The following is a 25,850-nucleotide window of genomic DNA, read 5'->3' on the forward strand; positions in this document are numbered from 1 at the left end:
TTTTTGAAAAGAAAAATCAAGTGGAAGTGTCGTCGAGGTATTCTAGAATTAGATATTCTCTTAGAGCGATTTTATGACAGTCAATTTCATACCTTGACTGCTAAGGAAAAAAAACTATTTACTTATCTCCTCGATCAATCGGATGTTTTGCTCTATGATTGGCTGCTTGGCAACAAAATCGCTAAAGACTTTCAGTTACAAGACTTGATTAGAAAAATATCATATTCACTATAAAGACTGTAGTGTTTATTCCAACAAGATACGCAAGAAAGAAAAAATAATTTGTGAAGAATAGATATTATTGAAGAAATGGACAATAGATAAAAGTAGCAATATAGGAAACTTTCATAAATTGAATATAATTTAAAATGGTTTGTGGTGTTTTTTGGCAGAAATCTTATAGAGATATTACTTTGCGGAAGATTGGCTGATTGGCTGTTTGTTTGTTATGTATTTTAGTTGTTTTTTTGTTTTCGAATTATTTACTCCTAGAGTTTTGTAGATCGGTTTTCTTTTCTAGTTAGAAAGCTCTGACTGCTTGTTGAGTTATCTGGATTAAAATATACAATGTCTGGAAATACATTTGGGAAAATTTTTACTGTAACTACTGCTGGTGAAAGCCATGGTTTAGTGCTAGTTGCTATTGTTGATGGTTGTCCACCTGGACTTTTACTAAGTGAAAAAGATATTCAATCAGATATTAATCGACGTAAAACTGGACAATCTCGTTTTACTTCACAGCGTCAAGAGTCTGATAAAATACGAATACTCTCAGGAATTTTTAAAGGGAAAACCACAGGGACTCCTATTGCATTATTAGTGCAAAACAATGATCGACATCCAAGAGATTATGCAAAAATAAAAACACTATTTCGCCCAGGCCATGGGGATTACACTTATTTCAAAAAATATGGATTGCGAGATTATCGAGGTGGAGGTCGAGCGTCTGCTAGAGAAACTATTATGCGAGTGGCTGCTGGCGCTATTGCAAAAAAGTATTTGCGAGAAAAATTACAAATCAGTATTCAAGGTTATACTTTTGCTATAGGCTCTGTTCGAGCAGAAAAAATTGATTTATCTTTCGTGGAACATAATCCCTTTTTTTTTCCTGATAAAAATAAGATTTCGGAACTGGAGCAGTGTATTATGAAATTACAACGCCAAGGAGATTCGATTGGTGCTCAAATTAATGTAGTTGCAAAAGGAGTGCCTGTAGGATTAGGAGAACCTGTTTTTGATAAATTAGATGCTGAAATCGCTTCTGCTATGATGGGAATTAATGCGGTTAAAGGAGTTGAGATTGGCGATGGATTTTCAGTAGTTGAACAAAGAGGATCATTACATCGCGATGAAATTCAAAAAAGAGGATTTTTATCTAACCATTCTGGGGGAATATTGGCTGGGATTTCCTCTGGTCAAGATATCTTGGTAAGGCTTACTTTCAAACCTACCTCAAGTATTCGCATTCCAGGAAAAACTGTTGATGTTAATGGAAAGGAAACAGCTGTAATTACTACAGGCCGTCACGATCCTTGCGTAGGACTGCGCGCTACTCCTATCGCTGAAGCTATGCTAGCGCTGGTGTTAATGGATCATTATTTACGTCACAAAGCTCAAAATTTATAAGATATATAGATAAAAAAGAGAAAACCTCATGTATGACATCGCTGTAGTAGGAGCAACAGGAATAATTGGCGAAACGATCATTCAACTTCTTTATGAAAGAACATTTCCTGTAAGGGAAATTTATCCAGTAGCAAGTAAGCGTTCAGAAGGAAAAAATATACTTTTTGGTACGCAGAAAAAAAAGATATATGATTTAGAGAAATTTGATTTCTCCAAAGTGCAGTTTGCTTTTTTTTCTGCTGGAACAGAATATTCAGCTAAATATGCACCACATGCTGCAAAAAAAGGATGCGTTGTAATCGATAATACTTCCTGCTTTCGTTATGACAACAACATCCCACTAATAGTACCAGAAGTAAATGCCTCTGATTTAGACAATTACTGTAATCGCAATATTATTTCTAATCCGAATTGTTCTACTATTCAATTAGTAATAGCTTTAAAACCCATATACGATGCAGTAGGGATTATACGTGTAGATATTGCTACTTATCAATCTGTTTCTGGAGCAGGAAGGAAAGCTGTTCGAGAACTAGCAGAGCAAACCACTCATGTATTAAACAATGAACCTATAGAAAAGCCGATTGTTTTTCCTGCACAAATTGCCTTTAATGTTCTTCCTCATATTGATATTTTTTATGAAAATGGCTATACAAGAGAAGAAATGAAAATGGTTTGGGAAACACAAAAAATAATGAGTAACCCTAATTTACACATTAATCCGACGGCTGTGCGAGTTCCGTCATTTTTTGGTCATTCCGAAGCTGTGTATATTGAAACTGTTCACCCTATTAATCTTAAAGAAGTAAAAGAATGTCTTAGTAAAGCCCAAGGTGTTGTTGTAATAGATGACAATAATTCCTATCCAACCGCCGTTACTCATACTTCTAATACTAATTCAGTTTTTATTGGAAGAATTCGAAAGGATCTGTTTCGCACAAACGGATTGAATTTGTGGATAGTGGCTAATAATATTAGAAAAGGTGCTGCGCTTAACTCTATTCAAATAGCAGAGACATTAATTAATCAAAATCTTGTACCTTCGTTTAAAAATATAAAGGAGCATTAATGCAATAATTATTCACTAAATTATAATATTTTTTTAGTAAAAATGTTTTTAAGTTAGCATCAGGAATCAAGAGTGTCGTGTTATATTTATACTATGCTACGTAATAAGAAAATCCTTCTTGGTATCACAGGTGCCATTTCTGCTTATAAAAGTATTGAACTAGTACGTAAATTAAGAAAGAGAGGAGCATGGGTTCGAGTAATAATGACATCAGCAGCAAAAGCTTTTGTTACCCCATTGACTTTTCAAATAGTATCAGGATTTTCTGTGTCAAGCGAATTATTTTCTGTAAAAGACATCTCGGGAATAAAGCACATTGATTTAGCCCGTTGGGGTGAACAAATTTTAGTCGCTCCTGCTAGTGCTGATTTCATCTCGCGTTTAGCTTATGGCCAGGCGAATGATCTACTGACAACGCTCTGTTTAGCAACAGAGATGCCTATTGCAATAGCTCCTTCTATGAATCAAAAAATGTGGCGCAATAAAATAACTCAAGCGAATATTCATCGATTAAAGAAATATGGAATCGAAATATTTGGGCCAGAAACAGGTATACAAGCGTGTGGAGATTTTGGCCCTGGACGATTATTAGAACCCAAAAAATTAATAAATTGTTTAGAGAAAACTATCAGGAAAATTCTTACTACAAAACAAGTGGTTATTACAGCAGGTCCAACGCGTGAAATTATTGATCCTGTACGTTATCTTACCAATCGAAGTTCTGGGAAAATGGGTTATGCTTTAGCAGAAGCGGCTACTGTAATGGGAGCTACAGTTACTTTAATTAGTGGGCCCACCAATCTTCTTTCTTCTAAAAAAATTAATCGTATTAATGTCATAACTGCACAAGAAATGTTTACAGCAGTTATGCACGAAATTGCACAATGTAACATCTTTATTAGTGCTGCAGCTGTAAGCGATTATCGTCCTACGTTAATAGAAACTACAAAAATAAAAAGGAATAAAACTAATTTAACTCTTAATTTAATAAGAAATCCTGATATTATATCAAGAGTATCGTGTCTACCTAACAAACCTTTTATTGTAGGTTTTGCTTTGGAAACGGCAAATCATTTAAAAAATGCACAAATAAAATTGAAGCAAAAAAATATGGATATGATCGTGCTTAATTCGGAAAAAGCGTGTGAGGGTGACAAAAATGCCGTCACTGTGATTAACAGATTAGGAGAAATAAAAAATTTTTCTTTAAAAAGGAAATCGCACTTGGCAATTAATTTGATGAGATTAATTGCTGAGAACTTTCATTTGCAGTATAAAAAGTAAATTTTAATACGCATTATAAATGTAATGAACGTTGAATAAAAAGAGAATATTGGTTAATTTTGTATCTCACTATTTAGATAATATGCTTGTAATAAGAAGCTTTACAGAGAGAGCAATAGAAAGATTGGTTTTAGAGAAGTCTGTTCTATAATCATAATTGTTATGTTTCGTATTGCTTTTGGTATAAGTTATGATGGAACCGATTACCGTGGATGGCAAGCACAAAAAGGCCTGAAGACAATTCAAGGAGAATTAGAAGCAGCTTTGTTTTCGGTGGCTAATCATGCTGTTTCTGTGGTTTGTGCTGGGCGGACTGACGCTGGAGTACACGCAAGCGAACAAGTGGTGCATTTTGACACAACGTCTTGTCGTAGTGTGCGTTCATGGGTTTTTGGTGTTAATAGCAGGCTTTCCCCAAATATCAGTGTGTTATGGGCTAAGGAAGTAGAGCAATGTTTTCACGCTCGATTTTCTGCGCGGGCTAGACGATACCGATATGTAATTTATAACCATGCAACTCGACCTGGAATTTTGCACAATGCAGTTGGCTGGTATTTTAAACCTTTAGATGAAAATCGAATGAAAATTGCAGCACGATATTTTTTGGGAGAACATGATTTTCGGTCTTTTCAAAGCAAGGGATGCCAATCAAAAACTTCAGTACGCATTATCTCTCAGATTAAAATTTTTCGAGTTCAACGCATGATAGTCATTGAAGTACAGGGCAATGCTTTTTTACTGCATATGATTCGAAATATAGTAGGTGTTTTGATTGCTGTTGGAAGTGGGCGGAAAGAACCAGAATGGGCAGATTTTGTCTTAAAATCTAGAGATTATTGTCATGGAAAGATAACCATGGCAGTATCACCCAACGGATTATATTTAACAGATGTAATATATCCTCGAAAATTTAAATTACCTCAAACTCAACTAAAACCATTTTTACCTTAAATGTATTAAGAGCTTACAACAAAAACAATGAATTGGTTTATAAAGTTATTACCGAAAATTTCAGCTTCTACCAAGAAAAAAGGGGTACCGCAAGGTATTTGGGATAAATGTCCTTTTTGTATGTCAATTCTCTATCGTGCTGAATTAGAACGGAATTTAGAAGTCTGTCCTAAGTGTAATTATCATATTCGTATTAGTGCCAGAAAGCGTTTAATGCAGTTTTTGGATCCAGGAGGGAAACAACAGGAAATAGGAAAAGATATAATCTCGATAGATCGTCTCAAATTTCGAGATTCAAAGAAATACAGGGATCGACTACATAGCGTTCAAAAGGAAGTAGGTGAAAAAGAAGCGCTTATTGTATATAAGGGCGATCTTTATAATATTCCTATTGTTGCCATTGCGTTTGATTTTTCTTTTATTGGTGGTTCTATGGGAGTTGCGGTTGGTGAACGGTTTGTAAAAGGTGTAGAAACAGCAATAGATGAAAAAAGAATTTTGGTCTGCTTTTCAACAAGTGGAGGTGCTCGTATGCAAGAAGGTCTTTTTTCTTTATTTCAAATGGCTAAAACAAGTGTCGTCTTAACACAATTGGTAAGAAAAGGTATCCCATTTTTTTCGGTATTAGCAGATCCTACTATGGGGGGAGTTTCTGCTAGTATAGCTATGTTAGGTGATATCATTATTGCAGAACCTAATGCGTTAATTGGATTCTCAGGACCAAGAGTGATTGAACAAACCATTCGAGAAACATTACCAAAAGATTTTCAACGTAGTGAGTTTTTGTTAGCGCATGGAGCTATTGACATGGTAGTAGATCGTCGTAAGTTGAGAAAGACAATAGCATCTCTTATCGATAAATTAACTAAACGACCTAAAAGAGAATTTAAAGAAACATATGAAAAAGAAATAATGTTCTAACTGTTGCAAATGTAAAAAATAAAATGCCAGAATACACGTCCGATTAGTATGTCGATTAGTAAGTATTCGTTAAAATACAGGAAAAAATAGTAATGCAGAGAAATATGCACGCTTGGCTAAATTATATTAATTCTCTCTACTATCGTGAAATTGACTTAGGTTTGTCTAGAATTATAGACTTATCAAGGAAATTAGGAGTATCTACCTTTTCGTGTCCTGTTGTTACAGTAGCAGGGACTAATGGAAAAGGATCTGTAATCAAATTACTTGAAAGTATTTACCTTGCTTCTGGCTATCAAGTAGCAGCGTATACGTCACCCCACCTCTTTATTTTTAATGAAAGGCTCCGTTTTAACAGTAAGCCGATGTTAGATAGAAATTTTATTGAAGCTTTTGCTCTTATTGAAAAGAACCGTGACCGACAATCACTTAGTTTTTTTGAATTTACTACTTTAGCATGTCTTTATATTTGCAAAAAATTAGCATTAGATGTTTTGTTGTTAGAAGTAGGACTAGGAGGACGTTTAGATGCTGTTAATGTTATTGATCCTGACATTTCTGTTATTACTACCGTTGATATTGATCATACAGATTGGTTAGGAAATGATAGAGAATCTATTGGACGAGAAAAAGCAGGAATTTTTCGAGCACACCATCCAGTAATTTGTGGTGACCCTAATCCACCAAGGAGTATTTTTGAAGTAGCTCAACCGTTACAGTCTCCTATTTTTCAGTTTATGAGGGATTTCTCAGTAATCGAAAGTAAAAAAACATGGAAATGGCTAGGTCCTCGTAATGTCAATTATGGCAATTTACCTTTACCACAGTTAAAAATTCAAAATGTAGCTACTAGTTTAATGGTAATCAATCAGTTACAAGATTGGCTGCCTGTAAGAGAATTATCTATTGTAACTGGTATTCGAAAAGCTTTTTTACCTAATTGCTTTGAAAAAGTGAATCAACCCGTTTCTCTTATTTTTGATGTGGCACATAATCCACAAGCTGCTCGCTATTTAGCAGAGCAGCTTTGTTGTTCACCTCATTCGGGGCGAACTTTTGCAGTGATAGGGATGTTAAAGGATAAAGATATTCAAGGTACTATCGAACCTATGCTTACTTGTGTTGATCGTTGGTATGTAGGCAGCTTGCCAGAGATGAGAGGTGCTGCAGGTGAAAAAATAACAGATCTCCTAAGAAGAGAAGGTGTAAAAAATTGTTATAATTTTACATCGATTGATCAAGCTTTTAAGCAAGCGATTGCACAATGTGAGGAAAACGATCGCGTTGTAGTATTTGGTTCTTTCTATACGGTAGCTATGGCTAAAAAATCTCTTTTTCTCGATTAGATGAGAGATGGTTTAAAGAATTAAAATTAAAAAACAATTTATAGAACAAGAAATGTAACTGTATTGTTTGACTGTATAAGAAACTACAACAATTATTTTAGAGGCGAAAGAATGAATTTTGGTATTGTTCCTTATTTGAATTGGATTGATTGTACTATTGTTAGTGTCATTACTTTCTCAGTTGTTATTGGCCTTTTTCGCGGATTTGTAAGAGAAACTATTTCGTTGATGATATGGATTGCTGCAGTTACAGTTGCTTTCAAATTTTCAAAATCTATTCAACTTTATTTATACCCATGGATTAATTTACAATCTCTTCGGTATGCAATTACCTTTGGAGGCTTGTTTTTAACTGTTTTTATTTTTGGAATTTTTATTAATTCGGTTGTTCATACGATAGTAAAAAAAATGGGCCTTACTGTTGTTAACCATACGCTAGGTATTTTTTTTGGAATGGGTAGAGGTTTGTTTATCATTGCTATTTTTTTGGCACTGTTTGATTCTGGTAATATGATAGGAATTGGTGGAAATAGGAATATAATTACTCAATCAAGGTTAGCGCCTAAATTTCAGCCAATAGTAATATGGTTACATCAATTGCTCCCGTCCCAACTTAAAAATGTTTTTCAATGGTTAGAAGAAGCCGCTTCAAATTAAATTTCAGAGAAGATAGGAGAGAATAATATTAGTGTGTGGCATTGTGGGTATTATTGCCTGTAACCCTGTAAATCAAGATATTTATGATGCTTTGACTGTTTTGCAACATCGAGGACAAGATGCAGCTGGCATTATGACTAGTGACGGTCAACGAATTTTTTTGAGAAAATCCAATGGATTAGTACGTGATGTAATTCGTAAGTCTCATATGCTCCGCCTTATAGGAAATATAGGAATTGGACACGTCCGTTATCCCACAGCTGGTACAGAAAGTCCCGCCGAATCACAGCCTTTTTACGTTAATTCTCCTTACGGTTTGGGTTTAGTGCATAATGGTAATTTAGTAAATGTTAAAGAATTAACTCATAACTTAATTCGTACAGATTTACGCCATTTAAATACTGCTTCGGATTCAGAAATTTTACTTAATGTGGTAGCTCATGAACTCCAATGCTTTGGAAATATGCGTTTTTCTCCTGAACAATTATTTAAGGCCATGGCAAAAGTATATAATCGAATTGAAGGAGCGTTTGCAGCAGTAATGATTATTAATGGTCACGGTATAGTGGGATTTCGAGATCCAAATGCTATTCGACCATTGATTTACGGTAAACGAGATAATGGAACTATGTCAGAATTTATATTAGCCTCTGAGAGTATTGTTTTAGACGTATTAGGATTTGAACGTTTAAGTGATGTTAATCCTGGAGAAGTAGTTTATTTTGATCAATATGGAAAAATTCACAGAAAGCAATGCGCTAAAAAGATTAGCCTTTCTCCCTGTATTTTTGAATATATTTATTTGTCACGTCCTGATTCTATTATGGATAATATATCTATATATCAAGCGCGTGTTGGCATGGGTAAAAGTTTAGCTGAAAAGATTTTACGAGACAAACCTACTCACGACATTGATGTGGTCATTCCCATTCCTGATACCAGTCGTAATGCCGCTCATGCTTTAGCTCAAGTTTTACAAATTCCTTATTTAGAAGGATTTGTAAAAAATCGTTATATTGGACGTACGTTTATCATGCCAGGACAAGCGTTACGTCAAAATTCTGTTCGTTTAAAATTGAATGCAATAAAAACTGAATTTACTAACAAGACAGTTTTGTTGGTAGATGATTCAGTGATTAGAGGAACTACTGCGAAAGAAATCATTCAAATGGCTCGCGATTCAGGAGCAAAAAAAGTATATTTTGCTTCAGCGGCTCCTGTAGTTCGTTATCCTAATGTGTATGGAATTGATATGCCTATAGCAGAAGAGTTAATTGCTTACAAAAAATCAATTAATGATATTTGCGAATCTATTAAAGCAGATTGGTTAATATATCAAGATCTTAATAGTTTGTATCGAGCGGTGAACAATGCAATCATTCCAGGAAAGCTAAAAATTACACGATTTGAAGATTCTATGTTTACTGGAGATTATATTTCTGGAAGAATTACCAAAACATATTTAAATGAGTTAGCAAATTTACGTAATGATACTACGAAGACAGAAAAACGACGAAAATCTAATTAATAAGCAAGAAGAGGGATTCAGTCAGGTATTCATTTAAAAACTCTGTGCTTACACTTGTCGATCGGTGGGGTTAGGTGTTTAAAGAGAAAGCTTCTAACCTCCTTTTGTATCACGCTTAACCAGTGTTATTATCACAATCTGACCGGTTTAGAATACTTCTTTCGAAATCTTTCGACACGACCTTCTGTATCAACGATTTTCTGTTGTCCAGTATAGAATGGATGACACTCGGAACAAATTTCTAAGTGCAAATCATGATTTAAAGTAGATCCTACAGAAAAAACATTCCCACAACCACATACTACCTTAATGTTTTGATAGAATGGATGAATCTCTTTTTTCACAACAAACACTCCCTTTTTTGTATAGCCATAGACACTTTATATTATAGCCTAAAATACTTTATAACTCTAGAGCAGTTTTATGATAACTTCAAAAAAGAAAAGATTAAGAAGAAAAGCACTGTAATGAATAACCTATAATTGCTTATCTATAAATTTCTTTATTGTATAAGTATAAGCGTCAGAATTAAATATTCTACGATGCTTTCACTCGAATACTCAAAGCATGAATATCTGTTTTTATTAAATCGTGCAATGCATCATAGACCATTCGATGACAGTCAACAAGATCTTTGTTTTTAAATACTTCCGCTGTAATAGATATAGAAAAATGCCCTTTTTTTTCATTAACGTGATTGATGTGATGACTGCTTTCATCAAGCACTATCAACTTTTCCGGATGAAAGACCTCAGTTAGTCGTTTTCGAATTTGCATCACTCGATTTTTTTGAAAAGATAGCATTTTGTACAGACAGTTCTCTACAATAAATTCAAAATCAGAAAACTTGTTAAAGTCATATTGATCGCTTATAAAACTAAAAACGCAATTGCCATAATCTTTACGCACCATTGTCTCTGAATTTTTATAATTGCGCAACTTCTTTATCTTGAATATTATGAAATTCCTGATAAATAAAAGATAGTCTGTATTTTACTCGTTTAGAATATTTCTCAAAATTAGTATAGAGTATAACTCTTTCAAAGAAGACAAGTGTTTGTGCTGTCGCTGTGCATGTGATATCTTAAATCGTTAACGATGCACTAATTGGCATTTAACTTTCCAAAAAGTTACAGGACATTTTCGCAGTACAGCTAAAATCTAATTTCAATGTCGAATACCTTATTCATTCTAACTAATACGTTTGCTAGTGCACTTTGTTCACACTTTTCCTTAGGGTATTTACTTATGGACCCTATTCTTGTATCCACTGGAAGATTAAATAAAGTATGGAAATTAAGCACTCAAACCGGTTTATATGCTTTAAAATGCGTATTTTCTAAAAGCGCTTATGAAGAAACTGACAAGATTGCTAATAATTTCAAGAACGTAGGATTACCTGTCATTACTATGCATCCTAAAGGATTGTATCTTTATGGTATGTATTGTTTTCAACTATTTGACTGGATAAAAGGAAAAAAGTTGACACCTGATAAAATCACGGAAAAACAAGTAGAAATTGTCGGTAATTTATTGGCGCGTTTTCATTCCCTTTCTTTACAGTCCACGCAGTTAGATGTAACTATATTGAATAACTCCTTTCATAATTACACTATGTCTTATGACATGGACTTATGGGTAAGTGTCTTACACAAAGCTGTTTCTCTTAAAGTAAATGAATACAATCAATTAAAATCTCTATCGCCTCTTCTGGTGAAAATAGCTGAAAGGAGTAGTGTTTCTGCGGCTCAGTTATCGTCAACTTGTGTTATTAGTCATAGAGACATTAGTCCTAACAATGTTATTTGGAAACAAAAAGATAAACCAATTATTATAGATTGGGAGCTAGCGGGACTCATTCACCCTACTGCTGAAGTAATTGGTGCAGCTTTCGATTGGAGTATTGTACATCCAACACAAATTGATATACTTCGTTATCAAAGACTAGTACAAGCATATGTAAATTCTGGAGGTATTTTAAATCACATATCGTTAGCTTTTGAGGCTGCAATGGGAGTATGGCTCAATTGGCTATTGTATAATTTAAGATGTTTTGTTGCAAATAAAGATACTAAAATAGCAGAGCGCGAAGCAGCACGTACGCTTTTGACTTTTAAAGCAGTGTACAACAGAAAAGAGATATGGCTTTCTTTATTAAATAAAGAATTAAATAAAGAATAAAGTCTTTGCGTTTGCTTAAATCCGTAAAATCATTACAATCAAGAAGATGACAATTCTTTAAATTGTTATGAGAGTAGCTTCGCATAAAATATACTTTGATTTTTATTTTTATTTTCTCAAAACTCTTTTTAAGAAAGGTGTCCTTGGTTACTTAAGATTAAGGTTTATTTTTATAACAACGTGCAATTTTAATCAGAGATTTTAGAGTGTCTTTTTTTTATTTCGACAGTAAATTTGCACTCGATTTTTGTGCTCTTAATAAGGAGTGGTAACATATGCAACTGAATCATTGCATGTTATTCTTTTGTTCATTCGTCTTATAATAAGGCTATTATGGACGTTAATAGTTATCCCTTAAGTCGTCGACTTGGATTAATATTAAAAAAGAAAAATATGAAATTAGCAGTAGTAGAATCTTGTACTGGTGGAGGATTGTGTCTAGCTATTACTCGTATTCCAGGCAGTTCTACTTGGTTTGAATGTGGTTTTATAGCGTACAGCGACAGAGCAAAAGAGATACTTTTAGATATAGATCCACAATTGATAAAAAAAGAAAGTACTACAAGTAAAGTTATAGCGCGTGAGATGGCTGTAGGAGCTCTAAAAAAGAGTCATGCGGACATTGCGATAAGCATTACAGGTATTGCAGGACCAAATGGAAAATCTCATGATCAATCTATAGGAACTATTTGGTGTGGAATCGCAAAAAAAACAGGTATAATACAATGCTACAATGCTTGCTTTAATAGCGGGCGAAAACACGTTCAGGATTCAGCAATTGTTTATGGATTAAGGTGTTTAATTACATTCTTGCAATCTAATAAATATGTATACCGTAACTAATAACAACGTACTTGACTGATTTTTTTAAAAACACTCTATCTGTGTGAATTTTTTCATTTTACATCGTAGTGATGAGGAATTTAAAATGGATGATCGTGAGAAAGTATTAAATGCTACTCTATCACAAATTGAACACCAATTTGGCAAAGGTTCGGTTATGCGACTCGGTGACGCTGAAATTATTAAAGATATCGATGTGATTTCAACTGGTTCATTAGGTTTAGATATTGCATTGGGTATCGGTGGTTTGCCCAGAGGGCGAGTGATAGAAATCTATGGACCAGAAGCCTCTGGAAAAACAACTTTAACGCTTCAAACTATTGCTTCTTGCCAACGTGTGGGAGGCATAGCAGCTTTTATCGATGCTGAGCATGCTTTAGATGCAATTTACGCTGAAAAACTTGGAGTTAAAGTTGACGATTTATTGATATCACAACCAGATACTGGAGAGCAAGCCCTAGAAATTACTGATATGTTGGTACGTTCAGGTGCTGTTGATGCAATAGTAATTGACTCAGTGGCTGCTTTGACACCTAAGGTTGAAATTGAAGGGGATATGGGTGACGCGCATATAGGACTTCAGGCACGATTAATGTCGCAAGCACTGCGTAAACTTACTGCTAATATTAAGAAATCTAATACATTGGTGATATTCATTAATCAAATTCGAATGAAAATTGGTGTTGTATTTGGTAATCCTGAAACTACTACTGGTGGTAATGCGCTTAAATTTTATTCTTCTGTGCGATTAGACATTCGTCGCATTGGATCGATTAAAAATGGTGAAGAAATTATGGGTAGTGAAACACGAGTTAAGGTAGTGAAAAATAAAGTGGCGCCACCTTTTCGTCAAGCGGAGTTTGATATTTTATATGGGCTTGGTATTTCGCGTGAAAGTGAATTGATTAATCTTGGTGTCAAAAATAAGCTTATTGAAAAATCAGGCACTTGGTATAGTTATAATGGAAAAAATATTGGACAAGGAAAAGAAAATGTTCGCCAATTCTTATTAGAAAAACAAGAGATTGCAGAAGAAATTGCAATGCGTTTGCGAGAAAAATTGTTGTCAACGCGTAAGCACGTAGAAAAAAATGACCAAAAAATTGTATAATGTAGCCTTAAGCTCAGTAAACACAAATATGCCTTTGTTATTTTTCTTATATTTCGCTGTTTTTGTGATTTTTGTGTTGTGACAAATCGTCGTTTTCCAACAAGAAAGTGAGTTTCGTCTTGGGTTGTAAAATGTTAAGATTCTAAAGAAACGTATTGTATGGTTTTACACAATAAACAGAATAATAAAATGAATCGTGTGATTGGTTGAGAAAATATTTTCTGGTTTTTATACAAAAAATTCATTTAAAGTGCATATCTTACTGGTAAATATAAAAGTTGAATTACATGAATAGTAATCAATTGCGGATGATTTTCGTGGAATACTTTAAAAAATTAGACCATGAAATTATTTCAAGTAGTTCGTTAATTCCTGAAAATGATCCAACTCTTTTATTTACAAATTCAGGTATGGTGCAATTCAAAAATGTATTTTTAGGAATCGATACACGTCCTTATCGAAAAGCTGTATCTATACAGAAATGTATGCGAGCGAGTGGAAAACATAATGACTTAGAAAATGTAGGTTATACATCTCGTCATCATACTTTTTTTGAAATGATGGGAAATTTCAGTTTTAAAGATTATTTTAAACGTGAAGCCATTAGCTATACCTGGCGTTTTTTAACAGAAGTTTTAGAGATACCAGAAAAACGTCTGTGGATTACCGTATTTTGCGATGACTCCGAAAGCGAAGCTGTTTGGCTTAAGGAAATGAAAATTAATCCACAACACCTTTCTCGTTGTGGAAAAAAAGAGAATTTTTGGCAAATGGGAGACAATGGACCCTGTGGTCCTTGTACGGAAATATTTTATAATCATGAATCCACGGCAGATGATCATCGTATAGAAATTTGTAATTTAGTATTTATACAGTACAACAAAGATTTGCTTGGAAAACTTCATTCTTTAGATGAACCATCTGTAGATACTGGCATGGGACTTGAACGCATTACTGCAGTAATGCAAGGTGTTTCAAATAATTATGATATTGAATTGTTTCAATATCTTTTAAAGTCCTTGAGATCGTTACTTGGTATTAAGAAATCTTGCGATACTTCTTCTATGCAAGTAATTGTAGATCATATTCGTTCATCGGCTTTTCTTATTGCTGATGGTGTTCTTCCCTCTAATGAAGGAAGAGGTTATGTTTTACGTCGTATTATTCGTCGTGCCGTGCGTCATGGTTATAAATTAGGGAGATACGAGTTATTTTTTTATCAATTAATAACCCCCCTAATCAAAGTAATGGGGGATGCCTATCCCGAATTGCACAGAGCAAAATTTAACATTGAACAAGTTATTCGCCAAGAAGAAATACAATTTTCTCAGACGCTATCCAGAGGTCTAAAAATTCTAGACCAAGCAATTAGAAATCTATCTCATTATGAGATCCCAGGAAATATAGTATTTCAATTGTATGATACCTACGGTTTTCCTCCAGATTTAACGTTAGATATTGCTAAAGAACGCAATTTCACGATAGATTATATAGGTTTCAATAAAGCAATGAAACATCAGCGTGAGCAATCTAAAAAATCGAGACAAATTGCGGTTAACCACATAAGAGCATATAAAATTAGTAATGTGACTAATTTTGTTGGTTATGAAACCTTAGAAACAGAAGCTGTTGTTACTACTCTATTAGAAAACGATAGGCCAACAACTATTTTAAATGAAGGAAAAAGTGGGGCAGTGGTTCTTGATCATACTCCATTTTATGCAGAATCTGGAGGACAAATCGGAGACCGAGGTTACTTGTTTTTTCCATCTGGGAAGTTTCTTGTTAAAGATACTAAAAGGAGTAGTACTGTGTATCTTCATCTCGGCGAGGTGATTAAAGGAAAATTGCATGTTAAAGATAAAGTGGAAGCAAAAGTTAACAAGCATTCTCGCCATGATATCACGAGAAACCATTCAGCTACACATTTGTTACACGAAGCGTTACGTCGTGTATTGGGACAACATATTATACAGAAAGGATCTTTAGTTGAAGAAAAACGTTTGCGTTTTGATTTTTCATATTTAAGACCTGTTCCTGCTCAAACATTGTATTCTGTAGAAAGATTGGTTAATGAGAAAATTCGGGATAATTTAAAAACTGTTTCTAGTACTATGAATGCTAATGAGGCAATGAAATTAGGGGCTTTATTTATTTCTGATACCAGTAAAAAATATGAAGATGTAGTACGAATATTAAATATAGGAGATTTTTCTGTAGAAGCTTGTGGAGGCACACACGTTAAACGCACTGGAGAAATTGGTTTATTTAAAATAGTATCTGAATCATCTTGTGCTTCGGGTGTTCGCCGCATTGAAGCAGTTACTGGACAAGAAGCATTATCTTATATTGAATTACAAGAACAGCAATTAGAGAAATTAAGTAATTTATTGAAAATAAATTATAATGGATTGACTTTAAAAGTGAATAATCTATTAAAAAATAATCGTAGTTTGGAAAAAAAGTTAATAGAGTTAAAAAAACAAATAGCTTTACAGAATATTTCTTACTTAGTACATAAGGCAATTGATATTCGAGGAGTAAAGGTTTTAATATCTCAGGTAGAGAAAATAGATTATGACACTCTACGTGACATAGTCGATGAGCTGAAGCGTAGACTCCAAAAATCAGCCATTGTTCTTGCGGTAGTAGAGGAGAGTGGAATTCGTCTGATTTCTGGAGTAACAAGAAACTGTCTAGATTATTTTAATGCTATAGAATTATTACAGTCTGTCACTATTAAAATTGGAGGACATAGTGGTGGTCGTCCTGACATGGCTCAGGGAGGAGGAAAATCTTTGGGACAACTAAACGAAGCTTTACAATCAGTATATCAATGGATAAAAGAGAAATTACAGTAATACTTAATTGAAGTAGATATGCATATGATAAGAAATAACCACATAATTAGTGAAGATATGAATGGGGGTTAAAATTGAGGTCTTCAATATGGCATTAGTTGTGCAAAAATTTGGTGGTAGTTCTGTTGCGGACGTGGATGGAATAAAAAACGCTGCTCGTATCGTTTCGGAATCTCTTCAACAAGGAAATGTAGTAGTCGCTGTGGTGTCAGCAATGCATAGTGAAACAGATCGTCTTATTAAACTAGCACGTACCATCTCTAATAATAATCTTTGTTCTAATATCAACCTTCGAGAGTATAACGCTTTAATATCAACGGGTGAACAAATGTCTGCTGCTTTGTTAAGTATGGCGCTAGAGGCTAGAGACTGTCCTGCTCATTCTTATAATGCCGCTCAGATTCACCTGCAGACCACTAATGAACACTCAAAAGCACGAATTGTTGATATTAATCCTCAGATGCTATTAACTGATTTAGAAAAAGGTTATACCCCTGTAGTAGCTGGATTTCAAGGCATTACCGAAAATGGCGAAATTACTACTTTAGGACGCGGAGGATCTGATCTTACTGCAGTCGCTTTAGCTGCTGTTTTACAAGCAGATGAATGTCAAATATTTACTGATATCGATGGAGTGTATACTAGTGATCCCAAAGATATTCCCACTGCCAGACGTATTTCGAAGATTACTTTTGACGTAATCATGGAAATGTCTAGCTTAGGAGCTAAAATTTTGCAAAACCGCTGTCTTGAGTTTGCTGGAAAGTATAAAGTGCCTATTCGAGTATTATCCAGTCTTCGTAAAGGACCTGGAACTATAATCACTTATGGACAAGATAATGTTGAGCATCCGCTCGTGTTTGGTGTTACTTTTGAAAGATGTCAAGCGAAACTAACCTTCCAGGGAATTCCTAAAAAACCAGAATTAGCTAGTTATATCCTTAGATCTATTAGTAAAACTGATATCGAAGTAGACATGATTATTCAGAATGTTTCTGCCTTAGATACCAAAATCGATTTTAGCTTTACTTTACAGCGAGACGATTATCCTAAAGTATGTCCGATCGTACAAGTGATAGCAGAAGAACTAGGTGCTAGAGCAGTATTAGTTAATGATAATGTTTCTAAAATCTCTTTGGTGGGTGTCGGCATGCGCTCTCATGTGGAAGTAGCTTCTCGAATGTTCAGTTCTTTAGGACGAGAAGGAATTCATATATATTTAATCATCGCTACTGAAATTAAAATCTCTGCTTTAATTGATGAGAAATATTTAGAAGTGGGTATTAGAACACTGCATTCAGCTTTCAATCTTGATCGTGCTAATACTTGATATTTATCAAGGCTTTTAAGATAATTTAATCACTCAGTGTAAAAGAGATTCTGGTCTTTTTCAGACGCAGTATAGGCAGATGCGTACTTGCTTTTTTTAAAGTAGGAAGAGATATCGTGGGAGAGATGGCCGAGTTGGTTGAAGGCGCTCCTCTGCTAAGGGAGAATAGAGTGAAACCTCTATCGGGGGTTCGAATCCCTCTCTCTCCGTTGTTTAAATTGTCATACGAGAAAGAGAAAAGAGCCAGGGAGAATATTTTTTAACAAGTGAGAGACAATGTTAACAGTTAAATAAACTGTGACGTGGTTTATTCTGAAAATTTTTAAAATAAGTGTTTCCTAGGATAAAAAGGTTATATCCCATTTTTATTAAGGCGCTAGACGGGTTACCTTCCATCCTTGCCCGTTATTTTTTTTTGTATAACAAAAACGATCGTGCAGACGATGTTTCCGTCCAATCCAAAATTCCATTCGAGTTGGCATTAAACGAAAACCTCCCCAAAAATTTGGACAACGTACTTCTTTTGGAAATGCTTTCCGATACTGCTTCTGGCGATCTAATAAATATTTCCTATCAGGAATTTCTTGACTTTGTTCTGAAATCCACGCACTAATTTGACTTTCGTATGAACGAGTTTTGAAATAAGATTCCGTTTCCTCACGTGTTAGGCTGTTAATACAGCCTTCTCCGCATATTTGTCTATAAATTCTTGGCCAATAAAACACCCAAGCTACATAAGGATTCTCAGATAAATCCCTAATCTTTCGACTGCGATGATTTGTAAAGAAGAGAAACCCACTTTTGGTGACGCCTTTATATAGAACAGTACGCGCAGTAGGTTTTCCTTTTAGATTAGCAGTAGCCAGAGTCATTGCCGCCGGATGATGCTCTTTTTGTACGGCTTCTTGATACCACAATTTAAACTGTTCTAAAGGATCGTCTAAGAAATGCAATTGACACATATTGAAAACTTCCTCTTGAAAACTTCCTCTAAAATCGCAACGATCACTTCTACTAAGAACCTGTTTTACCGGTGACGCTAAGTCTCTATAATACAAAAAGTATTTATCTCATTAGTTAGAATCAGTATAAAAATTTGAAAAACTACGTTATCGCTTAATTAGTAAATAATTACTAATCTCGCAGACCCACTCCTTTTTTTACAAAAAAATAGGTAATAGCAAATAAAAAAACAGTGAAGATTAACATTAAAAGATAAGATACCGCAAGTCGGTTATCCGTGATTCCTAAAAATCCATATCGAAAGTTATCCACAATATAGCTAATAGGATTAATATAAGAAATGTATTGCCATACAGTTGGTAGTAAACCAATAGAATAAAAGACGCCACCCAAATAGGTTAGAGGAGTTAAAGCAAAGGTGGGGATTATTGCAATATCATCAAAACTTTTCGCGTAAATAGCGTTAATTAGTCCAGCCAGTGAAAAAATGCTAGATGCTAAGAAAGTCGTTAGTAAAACAGTAATGAATGAATGAATATGCAAGTGTGCAAAAAAAAGAGCGATAATGAATACAATCATTCCCACAAAAATTCCTCGTAAAAGACCGTTGCTCATAAAGCCTAAAAGAATAGTTATACTAGAAATTGGAGAAACTAGAATTTCTTCAATATGTCGTTGAAACTTAGCTCCGAAAAAAGCAGATGCTGCGCTAGAATAAGCGCTGGTGATTATATGCATCATAATAAGGCCAGGTGCAATAAATTGAATGTATTTGTATCCTTCTATAAATCCTATTTGAGTTCCAATGACTCGGCCGAAAATAATAAAATAGAGACAGCTTGTTATTGCAGGTGGTAGTAGTGTTTGAGACCAAATACGCGTTATGCGTTTCAACTCTGTCACAATAATCGTTTGATAAGCTATTCGTTCTTTTTTTAAATTCATCACTTTTCTGCTGTCAATTTAAGAAATAATTCTTCCAGTCGATTAGCTTTGTTTCTCATGCTGGTTACTTCAACTTTTTGCTTTTTTAGTTTCTCAAATAAAGTGTTCAAGTTCCGTTCTTTAGGAACTTCGACTTCTAAAGTTACAGGATCTTTTATCCAGAACTGGTAGCCATTGACTTTCGGTATGTGTTTCAGTGGTTGATTGAGGTAAAAGATGAATCGTTCTGTATCAAGTTTTGTTAAAATATCTGACATAGTTGTGTTTTCTATGATTTTACCATGATCGATAATAGCAACATTTCGACACAAACACTCGACTTCCTCAAAATAATGAGTGGTTAAAATAATCGTGGTACCCTGTTGATTCAGTTTTTGAAAAAATTGCCACATAGAACGCCGAATTTCAATATCTACACCTGCTGTTGGCTCGTCTAAAATTAGTATACGTGGTTTAGACACAAGAGCTCTTGCAATCATTAATCGACGCTTAAAACCTCCAGAAAGTTGACGGGCTATACTATTACGTTTTTCCCACAATCCTAATTGTTTTAAATATTGTTCTGCTTGTGGCATCGCTTCTTTACGAGAAATACCATAATATCCTGCTTGTTGAAGCACAATATCTAGTACTGATTGGAAAACATTGAAATTAAACTCTTGAGGAACAACTCCGATGTAAGACTTAGCTGCTGCAAAGTCTTTGTCGATGTCATGACCATATACGATCACTTTACCACTGGTTTTACTCACCAAAGAAGTAATAATGCCTATTGTTGTTGATTTCCCAGCGCCATTGGGGCCAAGAAGTGCAAAAAAATTGCCTGTGTTTACTGAAAAATTGATACCTTTCAGTGCTTGTAGGCGATTTGTGTATATCTTTTTTAAATTTTCGATAATAAGTGCTTTCACGTATATAAGAACACTGTTCAACCAGTTGACAATTCTATAAAGAATGCTTTTTTACTTGTTATGCATCTCATTACAACAAGAAAAGTTTGACGATATTGTTCGGTAAGGCAATTTTTAGATTACTTATTTCAGTTAGGCTAAAAGGACACCTACTCTCCAAAGCATAGAACAGACAAACCAGCCGCGCTCCGCGTAAAGAAAAATCCGTGAGTTCAGTTGCAGTTTTTTAAAGCAGTTTTATAAACTGTAAAAGATACTCACATTATAAAAACGTTCTGCTGTGTGCTGTCACCGCGCTGGATTTAGTGTATTGTTATTAGCAATACACTAAAACTAATACTACTCATACACTATTCTGTTATAGAAATCGGCATAAAACCACAACTCAAAATTGCAAGAAAGGTTACATAATCATACTTAAAAGTCAAGAGTTGACTTTGTAACATACTAGCGCACAGAAAAAGCTTTCAGATACAACGTATTATGACGTAAACACGTATCGAATACCATTTAAATCTATAGTAGTATGTCTTGCATAAAGGCAGTAAAGTATGTTAGAATTTTTATGGTTTTGGAGTATGTGTAATTAAGAAGTAAGAGTATCGTATGATAAGTAGTTACAACAAAATGCATTTCCCTAGCTGTGTTTATATAGAATAAGGAACTAATTTCGATGTCGTCTAGATTCTTAATCCTAATATCAACAATAATTTTATATATCATTAGTTTTTTTACTCCCTTGTTGGCGGCCACTAAGAGTCAGGTGGCTTCCCATTTTTCAGTTCAAACAACGCAACAGAAGAAAAGCCAAAGAAAATCATGTATCTGTGCTTTTCGTGAGTACGCTTGTCCTAATTTAAAAATCGGTCCAATTGATTCTTATTTTAATGTTCGAAGAACGTTAAATGATCCATCAGAATTGATTGTCAATATTCCCGCAATCCGAGAAGATGCCAGTATACTTGTTCGCCAATATCAGCTAGAACGAGAATGTCAAGAATTAGGTATTTCCGTGCCTTCTTTTCCCCAAGTGACTTTTAGTGGAAAGTTAGAAGGTCAACTGGTTTATGGAAGCTATTCTGGATTTAAAACTTCAAATATTGATTTCAGCAGCGTGGAATTGAATACTTACGTTCGCGGCAATCCATGGGTATCTGGTTATATGGCTTTAAATTACGACTCCAATAACGACTCATTGAGCAATGGTAGATCACCGGTGTTTTTAGATCGCGCGTTTATTGCTATAGGGGATTTGAATCAATTACCTGTCTACATCAGTATAGGACAGGTGTATATACCTTTTGGTCATTATAGTAGCTTAATGATTACTACACCGGTTACGTTAGAACTTGGACGAATCAGATCTCAAGCTATTACTATAGGATATCAAAAAACAGATGATAATGCTTTGCATGCTGAATTGCTTGTTTACAAGGGATTAACTAACAATTTGTTGCATGGTAACAAACGCAACCAATGGGGTATAGATTTTGGTTATAAGTTTAGCACTGGAAGTCGAGTCAATAGTGAGATAGGGGCGAGCTTAGTCTCCAATCTTGCAGATTCTCAAGGGATGCAGGCTGCTGCATTTTCTTCTTCTTTATTGCCAGGTAAGATTTTGCATCATGCTGTACAAGCGATTGATTTATACGGTAACTTTACCATTAATCCTATGACCTTCACTGCTGAGTACGTTGGGGCTTTGAGTAGTTTTGATATTTCTGATATTAGCTTTAAGGGACGAGGTGCTTGTCCTTCTGCCTTTCATACTGAAGCAAATTATGCACTTCGATCTGTAGGTTCCAGATCTAGTATTGGTATTAGCTATGATCATACTGCTCAGGCTATGATGCTTGGTTTTCCTCAAGATCGTTATAGTATTTTCTGTAATATTGGCATTTGGAAAGATACTAATTTTGCTTTAGAATACCGTCACGATACTAACTATTCGACGAAAATCACTAGCAGCGTTAACGGTGGGATTAAAAATTCTATTCCCGCTAGCATTATTATCGGTGCGAATAAGAATGATAATGTTATCACTGCGCGATTTGATCTTTATTTCTAAGGAATTTTTGTGAATAACATCAATCTTAAGACTTTCTGCTTCTTCTTTTACAAACAAGTCTAAAGACTATGGAAAAAAGGTTTTTATAAAGAGTTTCCTTCTTAGTTGGTTTTTCTCGTATGTTTGGTTGAGGCATTGGTTTTTCTGCGACTTAAAATTAAAATTGTAAGGTGATCTTTGTAGCTAAACAGTTTTTTCATTATTATTTTATAGCACTTTGTGTACAAGAGTGTACGTATGAAAATAAAAAGACAGTATGTACTAGTGGATAAAAGCGCCCAAACTTTCACTCAATTAGTACTGCATTGGTTTCAATATTATGGTCGTCATAATCTCCCTTGGAAAAAGGATACAACTCCTTATCGAGTCTGGATTTCTGAAATTATGTTACAGCAAACGCAAGTTACAACAGTAATTCCTTACTTTGAACGTTTTATAAAAAGATTTCCAACTCTTAAAACCTTAGCTTTAACAAATGTTGATAAAATTCTTTTTTATTGGTCAGGTCTGGGATATTATTCTCGTGCTCGTAATCTTCATCGAACTGCTCAAATTCTTTACTCGAAATATCAAGGAGAATTTCCTACCACAATAGACAATTTAGTAAAATTGCCTGGAATTGGTCAATCAACGGCAGGTGCTATTCTATCCTTCAGTATGCATAAATACGCTATACTTTTAGACGGTAATGTGAAAAGAGTGCTAGCGCGTTATCATGCTTTAAATATTCCAATTGATCAAGCAGATGGGATTGGCGCGTTATGGAATTTAGCAAAAACATACACGCCGAAGGTACGTTGCTGGGATTATAATCAGGCTATCATGGACATAGGAGCTATGATTTGTATTCGTACACCTAAATGTGTAATCTGTCCTCTACAGCTCTCTTGTTCTGCTTATAAAAATTCCAGTCAAGCAAAATTTCCTGTTAAAAAGCTAAAAAGAAATCGTCCGTGTAAAAGCATTTGCCTGATTATCATCCAAAATTCTAAAGGTTATATATTGCTTGAAAAACGACCTTTGACAGGGGTATGGGGTGGATTATGGAGTTTTCCTGAATGTTCCGGTGATATAATAAAAAATATAGAACATTGGTGTCAGTTGAAATTTAATTTTATTAATATCGTGAAAATTGAACGATGGGATCCATTTCTTCACGCATTTAGTCATCTCAATCTATTAATTAACCCAGTTTTATTACAAGTTTACGTGCGAAATTCGTGTATGATTACGGATAATAAATTTCAAATTTGGTATAGAAAGAATTCACCTTTGCCTGGTGGTGTTTCTGCACCAATATTTCGATTGCTTGAAAAATTAAAAAAATAATAAAATTAGGAGAAAAAGTGGACCGTCGCCGTATTTTCTGTATAAAATTGGATAAGGAAGCTTATGCTCTAAATTATCGACCTTATCCTGGAGAACTAGGAGAGCGTATTTATAATCAGATTTCTGAGCAAGCTTGGCAATTATGGCTCCAATATCAAACTATGCTAATCAATGAGTATCGTTTGAATCTTATTGATCCAGATGCTCGTTGTTTTCTTGAAAAAGAAATGAAAAAATTTCTCTTTGGAATAAGTAAAAAATCACCTGAGCGTGATTGATAACATTTATGTGGATTAATCAAGCTATTTAATTTTTACGATTAGAAAAGAGGCTTTTCGGTATCGGGATTGTGAGTATACTTTTTTAAAAGAACGTAACTTCTGGCCAGATAGCTCAGTCGGTAGAGCAGAGGACTGAAAATCCTTGTGTCGGCAGTTCGATTCTGTCTCTGGCCAAGCTGATAATGATCACCGTGTAGCACAACATATAACAAGTTAATAAAGCAAACCGCGATTGAGAATTATTAAGTCAATAGTTCATTCTTCTAACGAATGAACTATTGACTTAATCAAACTAGGACCTTTGTAAACTAGACCTGTATAAATTTGTATTAAACAGGCTCCTGCTTTCAAAAAAGCGATGGCGTCTTTAGGAGAAGAGATTCCCCCAACGCCGATAATGGGAACAGTATCTTTTACTAACATACGAAGTTGTTGAACGGCAAATAGTGCTTTAGAAAAAAGTGGTTTTCCACTAATACCACCGCCATCTTTTTTAAATTTCTCCGTTATTCCTTGGAATCTGTTGGTTGTATTTGTAGCAATTAAACCTTCTATGTGATATTCCAAAGATAACGATGCAACGACTTGCAACTGTTTTTGAGTTAAATCTGGAGATATTTTAAAAAGTAAAGGAACATGTCGCTGATATTGATTTTCTAATTGATATTGTTTCTCTTTCAGTTGGTTGACTAATTTTGAAAAATATTGACCGGATTGTAGTTCTCGCAAGTTAGGGGTATTGGGAGAAGATATATTTATCGTGATATAATCAGAATAGCGATAGACTTTTTCAAAACAATATTGATAATCTTTGTAGGCGTTTTTTAACGAAGTAGTTACATTTTTTCCGATATTAACTCCCACAATACCGTGATGCATTTTCCTCTTTTTAAGTTGCTCTACGCAATAGTCTACACCCAAATTATTGAATCCCAAGTGATTAATTAATGCTTGATCTTTACATAAGTAAAATAAACGCGGTTTTTGGTTACCAGGCTGAGGTTTAGGAGTAATAGAGCCTATTTCCACAAAACCAAATCCAAGCCCAAGTAATACATCGATATAATTACCATTTTTATCTAAACCTGCTGCAAGCCCTATTGGATTTGTAAAACGTAATCCAAGTATTGATACAGGTTTCTTTGGAAAATACTCTAGATATTTTTTAATTATTAAAGGGCGATAAAACGCCTTTAAAGTATTCAAAAACAAACAATGTATTTTCTCTGGATCAAATGGAGAAGATAAAAGGCGGAAAAATTTATAAATCATACTTGTTTTACACTATTTAGTATACTTTAAAACTAACTTTTGAATCTTTAATCTCTTCTAATTCTTTTAATTTAACGTATATTTAATACGTAACAATTTTATATTATCCTAACAAGTACGTTTTTAGTAAGAACGACTGAGTCTATTTCGGTTTTAGTAAAAAGCACGAAATAGAAGAAAATCAGAGGATCTTGCCAATACTTACGCTTTCATAATCGCTTAAAACTTTTTAATGCGTTAGAGACTCTATAAGGATTTTGATAAATTAACCATTCTTCTCCTACTATAAACAATCGCGCCACCAGTTGCAGGTAGTGATTGCGTAAGAAGCGTAAAAATCCCTTGTTATAGAAAGAAGGATATCATAGCATTA

23 protein-coding genes and 2 tRNA genes are annotated in these 25,850 nt (G+C 34.4%); 19 read left to right on the forward strand and 6 right to left on the reverse strand.

Translation table 11 applies throughout. From position 1 onward, the window contains the following. Positions 1-3: 3 nt before the first annotated feature. The 9 genes from Z664_RS02330 (at position 4) to purF (ending at position 9,382) form a co-directional block, all read left to right on the forward strand. Positions 4-234, forward strand: a complete 231-nt coding sequence (locus tag Z664_RS02330) for an FAD assembly factor SdhE (RefSeq protein WP_230206090.1) — start codon at positions 4-6, stop codon at positions 232-234. Positions 235-567: 333 nt separating this feature from the next. Next, positions 568-1,626 (forward strand): chorismate synthase, encoded by a 1,059-nt coding sequence (gene aroC, locus Z664_RS02335; protein WP_039670062.1) that lies wholly within the window; start codon positions 568-570, stop codon positions 1,624-1,626. Between the two features lie 28 nt (positions 1,627-1,654). Next, positions 1,655-2,695: an aspartate-semialdehyde dehydrogenase gene (locus tag Z664_RS02340; RefSeq protein WP_039670063.1), complete on the forward strand. Its 1,041-nt coding sequence runs from the start codon at positions 1,655-1,657 to the stop codon at positions 2,693-2,695. A gap of 93 nt (positions 2,696-2,788) precedes the next feature. Further along, on the forward strand, positions 2,789-3,979 hold the full coding sequence (gene coaBC, locus Z664_RS02345) for a bifunctional phosphopantothenoylcysteine decarboxylase/phosphopantothenate--cysteine ligase CoaBC (RefSeq protein ID WP_039670064.1): 1,191 nt from the start codon (positions 2,789-2,791) through the stop codon (positions 3,977-3,979). Between the two features lie 162 nt (positions 3,980-4,141). Beyond that, positions 4,142-4,930, forward strand: coding sequence for a tRNA pseudouridine(38-40) synthase TruA (gene truA / locus Z664_RS02350; RefSeq protein WP_039670065.1), 789 nt, complete (start codon positions 4,142-4,144; stop codon positions 4,928-4,930). Between the two features lie 27 nt (positions 4,931-4,957). Then, a complete protein-coding gene (gene accD / locus Z664_RS02355) occupies positions 4,958-5,851 on the forward strand; it encodes an acetyl-CoA carboxylase, carboxyltransferase subunit beta (protein ID WP_052246349.1) in 894 nt (297 codons plus the stop codon). Between the two features lie 104 nt (positions 5,852-5,955). After that, positions 5,956-7,197: a bifunctional tetrahydrofolate synthase/dihydrofolate synthase gene (folC, locus tag Z664_RS02360; protein ID WP_039670066.1), complete on the forward strand. Its 1,242-nt coding sequence runs from the start codon at positions 5,956-5,958 to the stop codon at positions 7,195-7,197. A gap of 111 nt (positions 7,198-7,308) precedes the next feature. Beyond that, positions 7,309-7,854 carry a CvpA family protein gene (locus Z664_RS02365; RefSeq protein ID WP_039670067.1) on the forward strand — a complete coding sequence of 182 codons (546 nt, stop codon included), beginning with the start codon at positions 7,309-7,311 and terminating at the stop codon, positions 7,852-7,854. Between the two features lie 31 nt (positions 7,855-7,885). Then, a complete protein-coding gene (gene purF / locus Z664_RS02370; RefSeq protein ID WP_039670068.1) occupies positions 7,886-9,382 on the forward strand; it encodes an amidophosphoribosyltransferase in 1,497 nt (498 codons plus the stop codon). Positions 9,383-9,513: 131 nt separating this feature from the next. Here the strand turns inward: purF and rpmE are convergent, their stop codons facing one another. Both rpmE and Z664_RS02380 read right to left on the reverse strand, forming a co-directional pair. Next, positions 9,514-9,726 carry a 50S ribosomal protein L31 gene (gene rpmE, locus Z664_RS02375; protein WP_039670257.1) on the reverse strand — a complete coding sequence of 71 codons (213 nt, stop codon included), beginning with the start codon at positions 9,724-9,726 and terminating at the stop codon, positions 9,514-9,516. Positions 9,727-9,919: 193 nt separating this feature from the next. Beyond that, positions 9,920-10,294, reverse strand: coding sequence for a BolA family protein (locus Z664_RS02380; RefSeq protein ID WP_052246350.1), 375 nt, complete (start codon positions 10,292-10,294; stop codon positions 9,920-9,922). Between the two features lie 336 nt (positions 10,295-10,630). Between Z664_RS02380 and Z664_RS02385 the strand changes: the two genes are divergently transcribed. From Z664_RS02385 to Z664_RS02410, 6 genes are all read left to right on the forward strand, one after another. Next, positions 10,631-11,563, forward strand: a complete 933-nt coding sequence (locus Z664_RS02385) for an aminoglycoside phosphotransferase family protein (protein ID WP_052246351.1) — start codon at positions 10,631-10,633, stop codon at positions 11,561-11,563. 333 nt (positions 11,564-11,896) lie between these two features. Then, the gene (locus tag Z664_RS02390) at positions 11,897-12,406 is read left to right on the forward strand and encodes a CinA family protein (protein ID WP_039670069.1); all 510 of its coding nucleotides are present in this window, start codon (positions 11,897-11,899) and stop codon (positions 12,404-12,406) included. 85 nt (positions 12,407-12,491) lie between these two features. After that, positions 12,492-13,517 (forward strand): recombinase RecA, encoded by a 1,026-nt coding sequence (gene recA / locus Z664_RS02395; RefSeq protein ID WP_039670260.1) that lies wholly within the window; start codon positions 12,492-12,494, stop codon positions 13,515-13,517. 287 nt (positions 13,518-13,804) lie between these two features. Further along, a complete protein-coding gene (gene alaS / locus Z664_RS02400) occupies positions 13,805-16,378 on the forward strand; it encodes an alanine--tRNA ligase (protein WP_039670070.1) in 2,574 nt (857 codons plus the stop codon). Positions 16,379-16,466: 88 nt separating this feature from the next. Beyond that, the gene (locus tag Z664_RS02405) at positions 16,467-17,708 is read left to right on the forward strand and encodes an aspartate kinase (RefSeq protein WP_039670261.1); all 1,242 of its coding nucleotides are present in this window, start codon (positions 16,467-16,469) and stop codon (positions 17,706-17,708) included. Between the two features lie 119 nt (positions 17,709-17,827). Then, a tRNA-Ser gene (locus tag Z664_RS02410) sits at positions 17,828-17,917 on the forward strand. Between the two features lie 159 nt (positions 17,918-18,076). Here Z664_RS02410 and pdxH read toward each other — a convergent pair. The 3 genes from pdxH to Z664_RS02425 form a co-directional block, all read right to left on the reverse strand. Continuing rightward, a complete protein-coding gene (gene pdxH, locus Z664_RS02415) occupies positions 18,077-18,670 on the reverse strand; it encodes a pyridoxamine 5'-phosphate oxidase (protein ID WP_039670071.1) in 594 nt (197 codons plus the stop codon). A gap of 172 nt (positions 18,671-18,842) precedes the next feature. Next, positions 18,843-19,616 (reverse strand): ABC transporter permease, encoded by a 774-nt coding sequence (locus Z664_RS02420; RefSeq protein ID WP_039670072.1) that lies wholly within the window; start codon positions 19,614-19,616, stop codon positions 18,843-18,845. Then, the gene (locus Z664_RS02425) at positions 19,616-20,527 is read right to left on the reverse strand and encodes an ABC transporter ATP-binding protein (protein WP_039670073.1); all 912 of its coding nucleotides are present in this window, start codon (positions 20,525-20,527) and stop codon (positions 19,616-19,618) included. Before Z664_RS02425 ends, Z664_RS02420 begins: the two co-directional genes overlap by 1 nt. Positions 20,528-21,200: 673 nt before the next feature. On the opposite strand from Z664_RS02425, the gene Z664_RS02435 reads away from it, so the two are divergent. The 4 genes from Z664_RS02435 (at position 21,201) to Z664_RS02450 (ending at position 24,379) form a co-directional block, all read left to right on the forward strand. Continuing rightward, positions 21,201-22,595: an LbtU family siderophore porin gene (locus Z664_RS02435; RefSeq protein ID WP_156962725.1), complete on the forward strand. Its 1,395-nt coding sequence runs from the start codon at positions 21,201-21,203 to the stop codon at positions 22,593-22,595. Positions 22,596-22,832: 237 nt separating this feature from the next. After that, positions 22,833-23,924, forward strand: a complete 1,092-nt coding sequence (gene mutY / locus Z664_RS02440; RefSeq protein ID WP_052246353.1) for an A/G-specific adenine glycosylase — start codon at positions 22,833-22,835, stop codon at positions 23,922-23,924. Between the two features lie 17 nt (positions 23,925-23,941). Then, on the forward strand, positions 23,942-24,202 hold the full coding sequence (locus Z664_RS02445) for an oxidative damage protection protein (protein ID WP_039670075.1): 261 nt from the start codon (positions 23,942-23,944) through the stop codon (positions 24,200-24,202). Positions 24,203-24,306: 104 nt separating this feature from the next. Beyond that, positions 24,307-24,379: transfer RNA gene (locus Z664_RS02450), tRNA-Phe, on the forward strand. 81 nt (positions 24,380-24,460) lie between these two features. Here Z664_RS02450 and pyrD read toward each other — a convergent pair. Further along, on the reverse strand, positions 24,461-25,477 hold the full coding sequence (gene pyrD, locus Z664_RS02455; RefSeq protein WP_039670076.1) for a dihydroorotate dehydrogenase (quinone): 1,017 nt from the start codon (positions 25,475-25,477) through the stop codon (positions 24,461-24,463). Positions 25,478-25,850 lie beyond the last annotated feature (373 nt).

This window comes from Coxiella endosymbiont of Amblyomma americanum, assembly GCF_000815025.1.
GTDB lineage: Bacteria > Pseudomonadota > Gammaproteobacteria > Coxiellales > Coxiellaceae > Coxiella.